At 68.1% G+C, this 14,015-nt stretch carries 17 protein-coding genes; 10 read left to right on the plus strand and 7 right to left on the minus strand.

Annotated features, from left to right (window positions below; translation table 11 throughout):
- Positions 1 to 18: 18 nt before the first annotated feature.
- The 4 genes from AB0L70_RS09535 to nucS all read right to left on the minus strand — a co-directional run bounded on the left by AB0L70_RS09535 (position 19) and on the right by nucS (position 1,684).
- Complete coding sequence (locus AB0L70_RS09535) at positions 19 to 297, minus strand: hypothetical protein (protein WP_363682668.1); 279 nt, start codon at positions 295 to 297, stop codon at positions 19 to 21.
- A gap of 74 nt (positions 298 to 371) precedes the next feature.
- The gene (locus AB0L70_RS09540) at positions 372 to 668 is read right to left on the minus strand and encodes a metalloregulator ArsR/SmtB family transcription factor (RefSeq protein WP_363681920.1); all 297 of its coding nucleotides are present in this window, start codon (positions 666 to 668) and stop codon (positions 372 to 374) included.
- Positions 665 to 976, minus strand: coding sequence for a hypothetical protein (locus AB0L70_RS09545; protein ID WP_363681922.1), 312 nt, complete (start codon positions 974 to 976; stop codon positions 665 to 667). Before AB0L70_RS09545 ends, AB0L70_RS09540 begins: the two co-directional genes overlap by 4 nt.
- Positions 977 to 1,024: 48 nt before the next feature.
- On the minus strand, positions 1,025 to 1,684 hold the full coding sequence (nucS, locus tag AB0L70_RS09550; RefSeq protein WP_363681924.1) for an endonuclease NucS: 660 nt from the start codon (positions 1,682 to 1,684) through the stop codon (positions 1,025 to 1,027).
- A gap of 73 nt (positions 1,685 to 1,757) precedes the next feature.
- On the opposite strand from nucS, the gene AB0L70_RS09555 reads away from it, so the two are divergent.
- From AB0L70_RS09555 to AB0L70_RS09570, 4 genes are all read left to right on the plus strand, one after another.
- The gene (locus AB0L70_RS09555; RefSeq protein WP_363681926.1) at positions 1,758 to 2,081 is read left to right on the plus strand and encodes a hypothetical protein; all 324 of its coding nucleotides are present in this window, start codon (positions 1,758 to 1,760) and stop codon (positions 2,079 to 2,081) included.
- On the plus strand, positions 2,078 to 2,959 hold the full coding sequence (locus AB0L70_RS09560; RefSeq protein ID WP_363681928.1) for a class I SAM-dependent methyltransferase: 882 nt from the start codon (positions 2,078 to 2,080) through the stop codon (positions 2,957 to 2,959). The genes AB0L70_RS09555 and AB0L70_RS09560 overlap by 4 nt, the downstream gene beginning before the upstream one ends.
- A complete protein-coding gene (locus AB0L70_RS09565; RefSeq protein WP_363681930.1) occupies positions 2,956 to 3,411 on the plus strand; it encodes an NUDIX domain-containing protein in 456 nt (151 codons plus the stop codon). The genes AB0L70_RS09560 and AB0L70_RS09565 overlap by 4 nt, the downstream gene beginning before the upstream one ends.
- Positions 3,412 to 3,582: 171 nt before the next feature.
- Entirely contained in the window at positions 3,583 to 5,361 is a 1,779-nt protein-coding gene (locus tag AB0L70_RS09570; RefSeq protein ID WP_363681932.1) for a 3-hydroxybutyryl-CoA dehydrogenase, read from the plus strand.
- A 4-nt stretch (positions 5,362 to 5,365) separates the two neighbouring features.
- Here AB0L70_RS09570 and AB0L70_RS09575 read toward each other — a convergent pair whose 3' ends face one another.
- Positions 5,366 to 6,151, minus strand: a complete 786-nt coding sequence (locus AB0L70_RS09575) for a phytanoyl-CoA dioxygenase family protein (protein ID WP_363681934.1) — start codon at positions 6,149 to 6,151, stop codon at positions 5,366 to 5,368.
- Positions 6,152 to 6,201: 50 nt separating this feature from the next.
- Here AB0L70_RS09575 and AB0L70_RS09580 point away from each other — a divergent pair, with 50 nt between their 5' ends.
- From AB0L70_RS09580 to AB0L70_RS09595, 4 genes are read left to right on the plus strand one after another with little or no spacing between them, the layout of a single operon-like run.
- Positions 6,202 to 6,999, plus strand: coding sequence for a helix-turn-helix domain-containing protein (locus AB0L70_RS09580; RefSeq protein WP_363681936.1), 798 nt, complete (start codon positions 6,202 to 6,204; stop codon positions 6,997 to 6,999).
- A 9-nt stretch (positions 7,000 to 7,008) separates the two neighbouring features.
- A complete protein-coding gene (locus AB0L70_RS09585) occupies positions 7,009 to 7,860 on the plus strand; it encodes an ABC transporter substrate-binding protein (protein ID WP_363681938.1) in 852 nt (283 codons plus the stop codon).
- Positions 7,857 to 8,708: an amino acid ABC transporter permease gene (locus tag AB0L70_RS09590; protein ID WP_363681940.1), complete on the plus strand. Its 852-nt coding sequence runs from the start codon at positions 7,857 to 7,859 to the stop codon at positions 8,706 to 8,708. The genes AB0L70_RS09585 and AB0L70_RS09590 overlap by 4 nt, the downstream gene beginning before the upstream one ends.
- Positions 8,705 to 9,448, plus strand: a complete 744-nt coding sequence (locus AB0L70_RS09595; RefSeq protein ID WP_363681942.1) for an amino acid ABC transporter ATP-binding protein — start codon at positions 8,705 to 8,707, stop codon at positions 9,446 to 9,448. The genes AB0L70_RS09590 and AB0L70_RS09595 overlap by 4 nt, the downstream gene beginning before the upstream one ends.
- On the opposite strand, the gene AB0L70_RS09600 is transcribed toward AB0L70_RS09595, so the two are convergent.
- Positions 9,426 to 10,073 carry a response regulator transcription factor gene (locus AB0L70_RS09600; protein WP_131517943.1) on the minus strand — a complete coding sequence of 216 codons (648 nt, stop codon included), beginning with the start codon at positions 10,071 to 10,073 and terminating at the stop codon, positions 9,426 to 9,428. The two genes, AB0L70_RS09595 and AB0L70_RS09600, sit on opposite strands and share 23 nt — an antisense overlap.
- Positions 10,025 to 11,320, minus strand: coding sequence for a sensor histidine kinase (locus AB0L70_RS09605; protein WP_363681945.1), 1,296 nt, complete (start codon positions 11,318 to 11,320; stop codon positions 10,025 to 10,027). Before AB0L70_RS09605 ends, AB0L70_RS09600 begins: the two co-directional genes overlap by 49 nt.
- 189 nt (positions 11,321 to 11,509) lie before the next feature.
- Between AB0L70_RS09605 and AB0L70_RS09610 the strand changes: the two genes are divergently transcribed.
- Positions 11,510 to 12,532, plus strand: a complete 1,023-nt coding sequence (locus tag AB0L70_RS09610) for an acyl-CoA desaturase (protein ID WP_363681947.1) — start codon at positions 11,510 to 11,512, stop codon at positions 12,530 to 12,532.
- 76 nt (positions 12,533 to 12,608) lie between these two features.
- Positions 12,609 to 14,000 (plus strand): M28 family peptidase, encoded by a 1,392-nt coding sequence (locus AB0L70_RS09615; protein WP_363681949.1) that lies wholly within the window; start codon positions 12,609 to 12,611, stop codon positions 13,998 to 14,000.
- The last annotated feature ends 15 nt before the right edge of the window (positions 14,001 to 14,015 follow it).

Raw genomic sequence — 14,015 nt, forward strand, 5'->3', positions numbered from 1 at the left:
GTCGTTCAACAGACCCGGTCAGCCGTAGACGATCCGTCGCAGCTGCCGGGCGGAGAGTTCGGGTGAGCGGACCGGCCAGTGCCGGAGCTCGGTGCCGAGCCGGGCGAAGATCTCGTCGTTGCGGGCACCGTAGGTCTGCAACTCCCGGTGCCGGCGCCGGACGTACTCTTCGGTCGTCTCGGTGAAATAGGCCAGTACGTCGGCGACCACGCGCCGAGCATCGTCCCCGGACAGTCCGGTCGTCCGGCTGACCTGCTCGGCCAGCTCGTCCACCGGCCCCACCGCCGCCTCACTGATCACCCGTTCACTGTGCAGTGTTTCCAGGGCCAAGACAAAGGATCTGCCCGAAATCGGGCAAAAATCCTGACCTGTCAGTCGTTGAATCGGCGCAGCCAGTCGACGCCGACGTCCGACAGCGGCCCGCGGTCCAGGCGGTACACATGCTCGCGCCCACGCTGGGTGACATGCACCAGCCCGGCCTGCTCGAGAATACGCAGATGCCGGGTGATCGTCGGCCAGGAGTGATCGAACCGGCCGGCGATCTCACCCGAGGTCATCTCGCCGCCGCGCAGATGCAGGACCAGCAGGATGGTCCGGCGCGAGTGATGCGCGAGCGCGCTGAAGACCCGGTCGAGCTCGTCCAGCTCCCGCCCGCCGCGAGCGGTCACAACTCCTGAGGCAGGTAATGCGGGAACTCCCACTTCGGCCGCCCGTCCCGCTCCTCCAGCAGCGGATCCATCCGCTCCCACAGCGTCAGTACGTCGGGATGCTCGTGCGCCCGCCCGAACCCGCCGTCCACCCAGGTGAAGATCTCGACGTACGTCGGCTCCTCCACATCCCGCAACACGGTCGACCGCTCGTCCGTGACGAACCCGAGCCCGCGCAACGTCGACCAGTGCTCGCCGAGCAACTCCCGGAACTCGGCCTCCGCCGCGGCGAGCACGCGATAAGTGCAGATCACCGTTTCCTTAGCCATATTGCTAAGTAACCTCCGACGGTGAAGAGCTGTCAACAGGTCGGTGGGTCAGAAGAGGCGGAGGACGTCGGATTCCATGCCGCGGAGGGCGTCATAGTCGACGGTGACGCATTCGAGGCCGCGGTCGGTGGCGAGGAACTGGGCCTGGGGCTTGATGAGCTGGGCGGCGAAGATGCCGCGGACCGGGGCGAGGAGGGGGTCGCGGTTGAGGAGTTCGACGTACCTGGTGAGTTGTTCGACGCCGTCGATCTCGCCGCGGCGCTTGATCTCGACCGCGACGTGTTTGCCGTCGGCGTCGCGGCAGAGCAGGTCGACCGGGCCGATCGCGGTCGGGTACTCCCGGCGTACCAGGGTCCAGCCCTCGCCGAAGGTGTGGACGTGCTCGGCCAGCAGTTCCTGCAGGTGTGCCTCGACGCCGTCCTTGATCAGGCCGGGGTCGGTCCCGAGCTCGTACGCGGTGTCGCTGTGGACCTCCTCGATGGTGATCCGCAGCTCCTCGCCCGCCTTGTTGGTGACGCTCCAGATGTCATCCTCGACGGTCAGCTTGCACGGCGGCGACATCCAGTTGAGCGGCTTGTACGAACCGCCGTCGGCGTGGATCAGCACCGACCCGTCCGCCTTCACCATCAGCAACCGCGGTGCCATCGGCAGATGAGCCGTCAGCCGTCCGGAGTAGTCCACAGAACACGTAGCAATCACCAAGCGCACGAGAAAGCACCGTAGTCCACAACCGCTCCGAAACCCATGTCGCCTGGCCGGGAGGAGTGGGAGGGTGGAGGGCATGATGCCGAAGGTCAGCGAACAGGCGCTCGCCGCGTACGACGCGGTCGCGGCCGGACTGGAGTCGGCCGGCGTGGTCCGGGGCAAGATGTTCGGCATGCCGTGTCTCAAGCTCGGCCGCACGGTCGTCGCCGGGATGTACGGCGACGCGATGACCTTCAAGCTCCCGCCGGAGCCCCGGGAGAAGGCGCTCACGCTGCCCGGCGCAGAGCCCTTCGACCCGAGCGGTGGACGGCCGATGAAGGAGTGGGTGGTGATCCCGCTCGCCGAGTCGGCGGCCTGGCCGGACTACGCCGCCGAGGCGCTGGAGTACGTCGCCCGATGAACCTCATGTGTCCCGCCCGGATTCTGCTCCTGCCTGGGGATGTGCAGGACGCTGCGGTGGGGGAGCGGATCGCCCAGGTGTACGCCGGTCCGTTCGAGGCGGCGGCCGGGGCACGGTTGGCGGATCGCCTGGGCGTGCAACTCACCGTCGTACCCGAGCTGGTACGGCGTCCCGACGACGAACTGCAGTCGATCGCTGACCTGCATCGGGGCGAGACCGTCGTCGTACTCGGGCTGGATCTCGGGCTCCGGTTGCCGGCGCTCGTGGAGCACACCGGCGACGGGTGGACGCGGGTGCCGTCGGACAACGAGGTGACGTTGGCGGCGTACGAACAGGCCGCCGAGGCGTTCCGGGAGTCGATCCCGAAGGAGCCCAACCACGTACTGATCGACCTGCTCGCGGACCGAATCGCGCCGGGCGCGCGGGTGCTCGAGATCGGCAGCGGCACCGGCCGGGATGCGATCGAGCTCGAGCGCCGGGGTTTCGTCGTACGCCGGACCGACGCGACGCAGGCGTTCATCGACATGATGCGGACCGACGGGTACGAGGCTGCTCGGCTCGACGCACTCCGGGACGACTTCGGCGGACCGTACGACGCCGTCTTCGCCGATGCCGTGGTCCTGCACTTCGACCGGGCGCAGTTGGCCGACGTACTACGGAAGGCGGGGCGGGCCGCGGGCGTGCTGGCGATCAGCACCCGGGAGGGCAAGGGCGAGGAGTGGTCGAACCGCCACCTCAATCTGCCGCGGCACTTCGTCATGTGGGAGGAAGACCCGTTGCGTGAGCTGCTGACATCGACCGGGTGGGTTCTCCAGGAGCTACGCCGGACGGCCGGTCAGATCGGTGGCTGGTTCAACTTCGTGGCGACGCGCGCATGATCCGGGCCGGGATCGTCCTGCTGTCGCCGGACGGGATCGCCGCGATCGAGCGGGTCCGCGACGGGCGCACGTACCACGTGCTGCCCGGCGGTCAGGTCGAGGAGGGCGAGAGTCTGGCGGAGGCCGCCCGGCGGGAGACCCACGAGGAACTCGGTCTGCTGGTGAAGATCCGCGGGCTCGTCGCGGTCGTGAACTTTGGCGACAGTACGCAGCACTACTTCCTCGCCGACCTGATCGGCGGCGAGTTCGGGAGCGGGGACGGGCCGGAGATGGACAGTCCGCCGGAGTCCAAGCAGGGGAGTTACCGGGCTGTCTGGCTGCCGGTGCAGAACCTGGAAGCGCACAGTCTGAAGCCGAAGCCGATCGCAGCGGCGCTCGAGGGTGCTCCGGATCCTCACTGGCTGATGGACGGCTGGCTGACGACACCGGCCGTGTTCGAGGAGACGGTGTGACCCGGACGCGATGAGCTGTCCCGATGTGACTACGCGATGAGCTGTCCCGATGCGACTACGCGATGAGCTGTCCCAATGCGACTACGCGATGAGCTGTCCCGATGTGACACAGCCCTCGCGGGTGACTCAGCTCATGGGCGGACCAGTACGCGGACTGGCATAGTGCACGGCATGGCTCGGGAACTGACAACGGTGGGTGTGGTGGGTCTCGGCACGATGGGTGCCGGGATCGCTGAGGTGTTCGCGCGCAACGGCCTGACGGTGGTCGGCGTCGAGCGCGACGAGGAAGCCGCCGAGCGCGGCCGTGGGCACATCCAGCACTCGACCGATCGGGCCGTGAAGCGCGGCAAGCTGTCGGTCGAGGACCAGCAGGCCCTGTTCGACCGGGTCACGTTCGCGACCTCGATGGACGCGCTCGCCGACTGCGACCTGGTGATCGAGGCGGTGATCGAGCGGCTCGAGCTGAAGCGCGAGATCTTCGCCGAGCTGGACAAGGTCGTCCGCGACGACGCGATCCTCGCCACTAACACCTCTTCGCTCTCGGTCACCGAGATCTCCGTGGCGACCCAGCGTCCACGCCGCGTCGTCGGCATGCACTTCTTCAACCCGGCGCCGGTGCAGGAGTTCGTCGAGGTGATCAAGACCGTCGTGACCGAGCCCGACGTGGTCGACGACGTACTCGCGCTGGCCCGCCGCCTCGACAAGGTCCCGGTGGTCGCGGCCGACCGGGCCGGCTTCATCGCGAACGCACTCCTCTTCGGCTATCTCAACCACGCCGTCTCGATGGTCGAGTCCCGCTACGCCACCCGGGAAGACGTGGACGCGGCGATGCGGCTCGGCTGCGGTTACCCGATGGGCCCGCTGGCGCTGCTCGACCTGATCGGGCTCGACACGACGTACGAGATCCTCGACACGATGTACAAGCAGGGCCGCAACCGGCTGCACGCGCCGGCGCCGATCCTGAAGCAGATGGTCACCGCCGGTCTGCTCGGCCGCAAGACCGGCCGTGGTTTCTACACCTACGAGTCGCCGGACTCGCCGGTCGTGGTCGACGACGAGCTCACCCCGTCGACCTCAGGTGAGCCGCCGGCGGTCCGCCCGATCAAGCAGGTCGGCGTGGTCGGCTCGGGCACGATGGCGGTCGGGATCATCGAGGTCTGCGCCAAGGCCGGGTACGACGTTCTCTATGTTGCCCGCGGCACCGAGAAGGTCGACCGGGTTCGCGCGACCCTGGAACGCTCGCTGGAGAAGGGCGTCCAGCGCGGCAAGCTGTCCTCCGACGAGCGTGACGCGGCGCTGCGCCGGATCTCCGGTACGGCGAAGCTCGACGACCTCGCCCGGGTCGACCTGGTGGTCGAGGCCGTGGTCGAGGAGCTGAGCGTCAAGCAGGCCCTGTTCGAGACCTTCGACGAGATCTGCAAGCCGGGCGCGATCCTGGCGACCACGACCTCGTCGCTGCCGGTGATCGACCTGGCGATGGCGACGAAGCGGCCGGCCGACGTGGTCGGGCTGCACTTCTTCAACCCGGCTCCGGTGATGAAGCTGGTCGAGATCGTCAGCACCGTCAGCACGTCGCCCGACGTCGCCGACACGGTCGCGGGGCTGGCTGTTGCCGCTGGCAAGCATCCGGTCCGCTGCGGTGACCGGGCCGGCTTCATCGTCAACGCGCTGCTGTTCCCGTACCTGAACGATGCCGTCCGGATGCTCGAGGCGCACTACTCCAACGTCGACGACATCGACGCGGCGATGAAGCTCGGCTGCCGCCTCCCGATGGGCCCGTTCGAACTGCTCGACGTGGTCGGGCTGGACGTCTCGCTCGCGATCCAGCGGACCTTGTACCTCGAGTTCCGCGAGCCCGGCTTCGCCCCGGCCCCGCTGCTCGAGCACCTCGTCACCGCCGGCTACCTCGGCCGCAAGACCGGCCGAGGCTTCCGCGACTACAGCAACTGACGACTCAGGTCTCGGCGGCGTAGTCGCCGCAGGGGCCGCCGCCGATGGCTTCGGGCAGGACTGCGGGCCGGCGGTCCGGACGGACCAGCGGGTTGTAGAAGGCGGCGATCACAGTGCTGTCTTCGGGGATGTAGTGGAAGATCAGCGCACGGCGGAAGCGGTCCGCGGTGGTGTTGGGCCGCGATCCGTGGACGACGCTGCCGTGGAAGAACAGGGCGTCACCGGCCCGCATCTTGGTCTGCACCTTGCTGAGACCCTCCGGCACCGGGACCTCCGCGCCGGTGAAGGACTGGGTCAGGTCAGCCGGTTCGGGACAGAGAAGATCGACCTGGTGGGATCCGGGGACGACCGCGAGCCCGCCGTTGTCCGCGTCCACGTCGTCGACCGCGATCCAGGCGGCCAGACAGGTCTCCGGATCGGCGCGCAGCGACATGTTGTCCTGGTGCAGCGCCTGGCCGCGCGCGCCCGGCGGCTTGAAGTAGAACATCGACTGGGCGCCGAGCGCCGGCCCGATCAGCACGGTCACGACATCGAGGATCCGGCTGTCCAGCATCAGCTCCAGGGAGAGCTTGCCGACCGGGAGATCGGCCCGGCGATGCGGGTGCACGAACCGCGGGTACCGGGCCAGCGGGTCGTCGTCGGGGACGCCGTCGTCGATCGCCAGCGAGAGGTCCGCGGCGACCTGGTCCATGAAGGTGGTCTTGATCTGCTCGATCTCGGCAGGTTCCAGCAGTTGCGGGATCTGCACGATCCCGTCCCGCCGGTAGATGTCGGCGACTGTTTCCGTCATACCTCCAGGATCCGCGCCCGCAGCCTGGACCGGCGATAGCCTATTGAGCTGTGAACCTTCGAGATCCTGCTGATTCGCCGACTCCGGAAGTACGCCGGTTGCTGACCGGCGAGTTCGACGAGGGTCCGGAGTACACGACTTATCGCCGCCGCGGGACCACCGACTGGCTACTCGTGCAGACCCTCGACGGCCGCGGGAGATTTGGCATTGTCGGCGCCGATCCGGGCAGCCTCACCCTGGTCCGCCCCGGCACCCTGCACGACTACGCGACGGTGGGGGAGCGCTGGCACTTCCTCTACGCTCATCTCCACCCGAAGCCCGACTGGCTGCCATTGCTCGACTGGCCAGAATCCGCTCCCGGCATCCTCCAGCTCCGGCCTGCCGCGGCTGCTTTCGAGCGGATCGCCAATCAACTCCGGGACGCCATCCGGCATCAGCGCAGCGTTCTCACCCAGGGCGAGCAGCTCAGCGCGAACGCCCTCGAGGCCGCCCTGCTCTGGTGCGATACCCAGAACCCGAAAGCGGTCCGGATCGACGACCGCCTGCTCCGCGTGATCGAGCTGATCGACCAGGACCTCAAGGCCCAGTTCGACCTGCCGAAGCTCGCGCGGGCGGCCAGCCTCTCGGTGTCCCGGTTCGCTCATCTGTTCCGCGCGCAGCTCGGCGTCAGCCCCCAACAGTTCTTCGAACGCCGCCGGCTGGACGCAGCTTGCCGGTTGCTGGAGCTCACCACCCGCTCGGTGGCGTCGGTCGCAGCCGAGGTCGGCTATGCGGATCCGCTGTACTTCTCGACCCGATTCCGTCTGCACACCGGATCAAGCCCTACTACCTACCGCCGGAGGTCTTAGGCTCTGCGCATGAGATCGCGTGCAGTGGTGGTTGCGGCGGCCCTGGTCCTCGGTGTCGTGGCGTGCGCTCCGGAGGACACCTCCAGCGGTACGTCGACACCGTCCGGGGCGGATGCGTGTGCCAAGGACAAGCTGGCCCTGAAGACGGCCGGCACCTTGACGGTCGGGACGGACAAACCGGCGTACGAGCCGTGGTTCAGCAAGGACGACCCGAGCAACGGCAAGGGGTACGAATCGGCCGTCACCTATGCCGTGGCCAAGAAGCTCGGCTTCGAGAACGCCTCGGTGAAGTGGCAGACGGTCCAGTTCAACAGTGCGTTCGCGCCGGGGCCGAAGGCGTTCGACCTGGACGTCAACCAGGTCTCGATCTCGGACGAGCGACGCAAGGCCGTCGACTTCTCCTCCGGGTACTACGACGTCCGGCAGACCGTGATCACCACCGCGGGCAGCAAGATCGCGAACGCCACCTCGGTCGCTGACCTCGCCGACGCCAAACTCGGCGCCCAGGTCGGTACGACGAGTTACACCGCGCTGCGGGACGTGGTGAAACCGAAGCAGACCCCGGGCGTCTTCGACACCAACGACCTGGCCGTGCAGGCGCTGAAGAACAAGCAGCTCGACGGGATCGTGGTGGACCTGCCGACCGCGTTCTACATGACCGCGGCGCAGCTCGACAACGGCAAGATCGTCGGTCAGCTGCCCGCGTCCGGGCAGGCCGAGCAGTTCGGCTTCGTGCTGGCGAAGGGTTCCGGGCTGACCGCGTGCGTCTCCCAGGCCGTCGACGCGCTGAAGGCGGACGGCACCCTGGCCAACCTGCAGAAGGAGTTCCTGACCACGCAGGGCGCGCCGGAACTGTCGTGACGGACTGGCAACCCTCGGCACTGCAGCTGGAACGGATCGCGTACCGGCGACGGCGGGCCCGGCGGTCGATCCTGATCGCCGTGGTCAGTTCGCTGGTCCTGCTCGCACTGGTTGTCGTCGGCATCGGTTCCACCCCCGGCTGGCCGCGGGTCCGGGAGACGTTCTTCGACGTCCATCGCGGCTGGGACGCGTTGCCGGTCGTTGCCCGGGGCCTCTGGTTGAACGTCCGGGTGATGCTGATCTGCGCCGTCCTGATCGTCGTCCTCGGGATGACGCTGGCGATCATGCGGACCTTGCGCGGGCCGATCTTCTTCCCGTTCCGCGTGTTCGCGGCCGCGTACACGGACGTGTTCCGCGGGTTGCCCTTGTTGCTGGTGATCTTTCTGCTCGGTTTCGGCGTACCCGCGTTGCAGTTGCGTGGGCTGCCGAACCAGGCGGTGGTCTGGGGCGGGGCCGCGCTGGTGCTGACGTATTCGTCGTACGTCGCCGAGGTCTTCCGGGCCGGGATCGAGTCGGTGCACCCGTCCCAACGGGCGGCCGCGCGATCGCTCGGGCTGTCGTACCGGCAGACGCTGCGCTTCGTCGTACTCCCGCAGGCGGTCCGCCGGGTGCTGCCGCCGTTGCTGAACGACTTCGTCAGCCTGCAGAAAGACTCCGGCCTGATCGCGGTCCTCGGCGTGATCGACGCGATCCGCGCGGCCCAGCTGGAGACGGCCGAGGACTTCAACTTCACCCCGTACGTCGTGGCCGGGCTGCTGTTCGTCGCGCTGACGATCCCGCTGACCCGGCTGACCGATTACGTCGCCCGCCGGCAAGGCTGGTACGGCGGCGGAGGTGGTCCGGTATGAGCCTGTTGACGCTGCGCGGAGTGCGCAAGTCGTACGGCGACAACGTCGTACTCGACGATTTCGGCCTGGACGTCGAGCCGGGGGAGTGCGTCGTACTGATCGGCGCGTCCGGATCCGGGAAGTCGACGCTGCTGCGCTGCGTCAACCTGCTGGAGGTCGTGGACGACGGTGTGATCCAGTTGGCCGGCGTGGACATCACCGACCCGCGGATCGACCAGGACAAGGTGCGTTCGGGGATCGGGATCGTCTTCCAGGCCTACAACCTGTTCCCGCACCTGACCGTGCTGGACAACATCACGCTCGCGCCGATCCGCGTGCACGGGGTGCCGCGGGACGTCGCGCGGACCCGGGCGCTGGAGATGCTCGAGCGGGTCGGCCTCGCGGACAAGGCGTCGGCCCGACCCGACGAGCTGTCCGGCGGTCAGCAGCAGCGGGCCGCGATCGCGCGGGCCCTGGTGAACGAGCCGCAGCTGATGCTGCTGGACGAGGTCACCTCGGCACTCGATCCGGAGCTGGTCGGCGAGGTCCTGAACCTGCTGCGCGAACTCAAGTCCGACGGTATGACCATGCTCATCTGCACCCACGAGATGAGCTTCGCCCGGGACGTGGCCGACCAGGTCTGCTTCCTGCACGAGGGCCGCCCACTGGAGGTCGGCCCGCCGGCGGAGGTGCTGGACGACCCCCGCGAGGCCCGCACCCGCGAGTTCCTGAGCCGGGTCAGCGGGACGACAGGTAGGTAAGTACGGCCATCACGCGGCGGTTGTCGTCCTCCGACGGCGGCAGGTCGAGCTTCGAGAAGATGTTGTTGGTGTGCTTGCTGACGGCCTTCTCCGTGACGAAGAGCGCGCTCGCGATGGCGGCGTTCGACCGACCTTCGGCCATCAGGCCGAGCACCTCGGCCTCGCGGGGGGTGAGCCGGCCGATCGGCTCGTCCCGGGTGTTGCGAGCCAGTAGCTGACCGATCACATCCGGGTCCATCGCGGTGCCTCCGGCGGCGACCCGGCGTACGGAGTCGAGGAACTCGGCCACGTTCGAGACGCGGTCCTTGAGCAGGTAGCCGACCGCGCCACCGCCTCCGGTCAGCAACTCCCGTGCGTAAAGCTGCTCGACGTACTGCGACAGCACCAGGATCGGCAGGCCGGGGACCTGGCGACGCGCCTCGATCGCGGCCTTCAGGCCCTCGTCGGTGAACGTCGGTGGCAGCCGGACGTCGACAACGGCCACATCCGGCCGGTGCTCCACCAGGGCGGGCACCAGCCGGGGACCGTTGTCGACTGCCTCGACGACCTCGAAGTCGTGCGCCTCCAGGAGACGGATCAGTCCGTCCCGGAGGAGGGCGTGGTCTTCAGCGATGAGGACTCGCAAGGTAGCTCCATGATCACGGTGGTCGGCCCGGCGCTCGGGCTCACCACGGTCAACGTACCGTCGAAGGCGGCCAGCCGCCGCTCGATACCGTACAGACCGCCGCCGGGCCGGATCACCGCACCTCCGACGCCGTCGTCGCCGACGATCATGTGCAGCTTCTCCTCCTCGTGCGTGATCTGGATCCAGGCGGTCGTCGCGGCCGAGTACTTGACCGCGTTCGCGAGGCATTCGGCGATCGCGAAGTACGCCGCGGACTCCACCGGCGCGGGCGGACGACCGGGTACGTCGTAGGTGACGTCGACCTTGAACGGGCAGGACATCGCGAGGGCCTTGACCGCACCGTCCAGACCGCGATCCGCGAGCACCGGCGGGTGGATCCCGCGGACCAGGTCGCGCAGCTCGGACAGCGCCGTACTCGCGGACTGCCGGGCCTCGGTGAGCAGGGCCGCCGCCTGGGCCGGGTCGCGGGCGACCATCTCCTCGGCCATGCCCAGGTTCATGCTGAGCGCGGCCAGTCGGGCCTGGGCGCCGTCGTGCAGGTCCCGCTCGATCCGGCGCAGCTCGGCCGCCTGGGTGTCGACGGTCTCGGCGCGGGACTCGGCCAGCTCACGGACCCGCAGAGCCAGCTTCGCGCTCTCGGTCGGGCCGAGCAGCGAGCGGGCCATGAACGCGTTCGCCTTCAGCAGCCGCTCGCCGGCGGCATTCCAGATCAGGAACGCGATCAGCGCGACCGGGGTCAGCAGGAAGCTGGTCCAGAAGTTCACGGTGATCAGCCCGCCGAACGGCTCGGTGAAGACCCCCTCCGGGGTGACGCCGACGAGCAGCGGGTAGACCAGGTAGAACAGTGTGGCCAGGAAGAGTACGGCGCTCAGCAGGCACAGCGTGAATCCGAAGACCGCGTTCACGAGCAGCCAGATGATGTCTCGCCAGGTGGCCGGGTCGGTGAGCGTGGTCCGCAGCCACATCAGCACGCCGGGGATCGGCGGCTTCTTGTACGGGCGCGGGATCCGCTCGCCGGTGAACCCGGCCAGCATGGTGCGGTGACAGTTCGCGAACCAGCGGGTGGCCGGGACCACGCCGAGCAGTAGCGGGATGCCGACCCAGACCGCGATCAGCGGCACCGAGACGACGCTGAGCACGAAGAACGCGATACCGATCTCGGCCAGGACGGCCAGGAACAGCGCGATCCAAGGCTGCGCGAGCTTGGGGTACCGCATCGGCGGTGCCTGGGTGGCGATGGTGGTCATGGACCCATCATGACTGAGGGTGGGATTCGTCTCAGTGGTGTTAGGTCCACTCCTGCCTGGGCACTGTCACCCCACTGGGTTCGGGTAGTAACACTCATGTTTTCGGCCGTTAGGGCGACGAGGGTGGATGCCGTACCCTGGCCGTGGCTGTTCGCCTAGGCCCCCACCGCTGTCGAGATGAGGACCTAAATGGCTCAGCCAACTGTGCTTTCTGCTGCCCGGGGCAGCGAATTCTCGCCCTTGCTCCGCGAGGTCAAAGCTGCCGGCCTGCTGGAGCGCCGTACGGCGGCGTACGCGATGGCGATCGGGATCAACGTCGCGCTGATGGGCATCACCTGGGCCGGGATCGCCGTGATCGGCGCGTCCTGGTGGGTGCTGCTGCTCGCCATCCCGCTGGGCATCTTCACCACCCGAGCCGCGTTCTTCGGGCACGACGCCGGCCATCAGCAGATCGCCTCCTCCCGCAAGCTGCACGACTGGATCGGCATGCTGCACGGGAACCTGCTGCTCGGGATGAGCTACGCCTGGTGGAACGACAAGCACAACCGGCACCACGCGAACCCGAACCACACCGACAAGGACCCGGACGTCGGCGAGGGCATCCTGGTCTGGACGATGGAGCAGGCCGAGGGCCGCGAAGGCCTGTTCGGCTGGCTGACCCGCAACCAGGCCCGCATCTTCTTCCCGCTGCTCACCCTCGAGGGCTTCAACCTCAAGGTCTCCAGCATCCGCTTCCTGCTCGAGCGTCGCCGCACCCAGCGCACCGAGCTCGGCCTGATGGCCGCTCACCTCGGCCTGTACTTCGCGGCGCTGTTCATCATCATGTCGCCGGGCCAGGCGGTGCTGTTCGCACTGATCCACCACATGGTCTTCGGCCTGCACCTCGGCAGCGTGTTCGCCCCGAACCACAAGGGCATGGAGATGCCCGACGACGACACCAACTGGGGTCACCTGGAGAAGCAGGTCCTCACCTCGCGCAACGTCAACGGCGGGATCGTCACCGACTGGATGATGGGCGGGCTCAACTACCAGATCGAGCACCACCTCTTCCCGAGCATGCCGCGCGCCAACCTCCGCTTCGCCCAGCCGATCGTCCGGTCGTACTGCGAAAGCGTCGGAATGCCCTATGTCAGCACGACTCTGATTGATTCGTACCTGATGGGTTTGCGGCATATGCACGCGGTCGGCGCGGAACTTCGCAACCAGCGCTAGCCGAGCTCTAGGCGACTCAGTCGCAGATCGGTTAGGTTCTCACTCCTCGGGGCCGCCCACCTTTGAGGAGACCTTCATGACCGAAAGATCCGGTTTGAGTCGTCGCGGCCTGCTCGGCGCCGTTGCCGGGGTCACCGCCGCGACTGCTCTCCCCGCTGCCCCTGCCTGGGGTGCGGACGACCTGCGACCAGGTGCGGTCACCCGCCCGAAGCTGGACAAGTACGACCGGCAGATCGTGTCGGGACTGTCGTCCGACCGCGCGTTGCGTCACCTGCAGGTCCTGTCGGAACACATCGGTCCGCGGATCGGCGGGACCACGAGTGAGAAGCGTGCGGCCGACTACATCGCCGATCAGTTGGACAGGTTCGGCTACCGGACCCGGCTGGAGCCGTTCCCGGTCGCGGACAAGTTCCTTGCCCAGATCACCGACGTACGCGATGTGCTGCCGAACGACCTGTGCTGGCAGGCCGGCGCCGCTCCTGGCGGCAAGCTCGACGTCACAGTCGAAGGACCGGTCCGGGACGTCGGAGCCGCGACGGCACCGGTCTGGCCGGCTGACGTGGCCGGCTCGATCGTGATCGCGGATGACGTGGCAGCATCGCGCCCGGCCTTAGTCGCGGAGGCCGTGGCGCGGGGTGCTGTCGGAGTCATCCTGTTGCCCGCCGACCAGGTGTTCCCACGCCGGGCCTCGGCATTCTCGCCCGCCGGTCTGACCGACGCACCGATCCCGGTGATCGGTGTCGCCCAGGTGCAGAAGCGGCTGATCCGGGAGGCGCTCGCGGTGGTGACCTCACTGCCGCTGCGGATCAGTACGACGGCCCACCGCGGACTGATCTCGAACAACGTGATCGGCGAGCGTCGCGGCAAGTCCGGCACCAACGGGCCGATCGTGATGGTGAGTGGTCACTACGACTCGGTCATCGGTGCGCCGGGTGCGAACGACGACGGCTCGGGGACCGTGCTGACGATGGAACTGGCCCGGGTGATGAGCCGCCTCCCCACGAACGCCACCCTGCGGTTCGCGCTGTGGGGTTCGGAGGAGCAGGGGCTGATCGGATCCCGGTACCACGTCGCGCAGTTGGCCCAGGACCAACGCGATCGGTACAAGGCGGTCTTCCAGAACGACATGGTCGCCACCAGTTGGGACCCGGCCATCACGTACTGGCTGCTGTCGTTCACCGGACTCGCGAACACGGCGACCGATGCGGTCCGGGCGTCCGGCGTACGGCTCGGGTACGACCCGCAGATCGTCGGCCCGGTCCTGCGTGGTGCGTCGGACCACCAGTCGTTCCAGGAGGTCGGGATCGCGGCGGCGAACTTCTCGTGGCGTGGTGAGATCTCGCCGGCGTTCCTCGAGCCGCCGTACCACTCGCCCGAGGACACGATCGCGAAGAACGTCAGCCTGCAACGGTTGCAGGTGTCGATGGAGCTGATCGGCACCGCGGCGTACGCCGTCGCGCGCGAGTGAGCTAGCTCATACGGC

This window comes from Kribbella sp. NPDC051952 (genome assembly GCF_040680855.1).
Taxonomy (GTDB): domain Bacteria; phylum Actinomycetota; class Actinomycetes; order Propionibacteriales; family Kribbellaceae; genus Kribbella.

Bases quoted from the DNA above. Each gene is read 5' to 3' on its own strand.
- AB0L70_RS09610 (WP_363681947.1), top strand. From the start codon at position 11,510: ATGGCTCAGCCAACTGTGCTTTCTGCTGCCCGGGGCAGCGAATTCTCG.
- AB0L70_RS09570 (WP_363681932.1), top strand. From the start codon at position 3,583: ATGGCTCGGGAACTGACAACGGTGGGTGTGGTGGGTCTCGGCACGATG.
- AB0L70_RS09595 (WP_363681942.1), top strand. From the start codon at position 8,705: ATGAGCCTGTTGACGCTGCGCGGAGTGCGCAAGTCGTACGGCGACAAC.
- AB0L70_RS09545 (WP_363681922.1), bottom strand. From the start codon at position 976: ATGGCTAAGGAAACGGTGATCTGCACTTATCGCGTGCTCGCCGCGGCG.
- AB0L70_RS09585 (WP_363681938.1), top strand. From the start codon at position 7,009: ATGAGATCGCGTGCAGTGGTGGTTGCGGCGGCCCTGGTCCTCGGTGTC.
- AB0L70_RS09605 (WP_363681945.1), bottom strand. From the start codon at position 11,320: ATGACCACCATCGCCACCCAGGCACCGCCGATGCGGTACCCCAAGCTC.
- AB0L70_RS09565 (WP_363681930.1), top strand. From the start codon at position 2,956: ATGATCCGGGCCGGGATCGTCCTGCTGTCGCCGGACGGGATCGCCGCG.
- AB0L70_RS09575 (WP_363681934.1), bottom strand. From the start codon at position 6,151: ATGACGGAAACAGTCGCCGACATCTACCGGCGGGACGGGATCGTGCAG.
- AB0L70_RS09555 (WP_363681926.1), top strand. From the start codon at position 1,758: ATGATGCCGAAGGTCAGCGAACAGGCGCTCGCCGCGTACGACGCGGTC.
- AB0L70_RS09615 (WP_363681949.1), top strand. From the start codon at position 12,609: ATGACCGAAAGATCCGGTTTGAGTCGTCGCGGCCTGCTCGGCGCCGTT.
- AB0L70_RS09560 (WP_363681928.1), top strand. From the start codon at position 2,078: ATGAACCTCATGTGTCCCGCCCGGATTCTGCTCCTGCCTGGGGATGTG.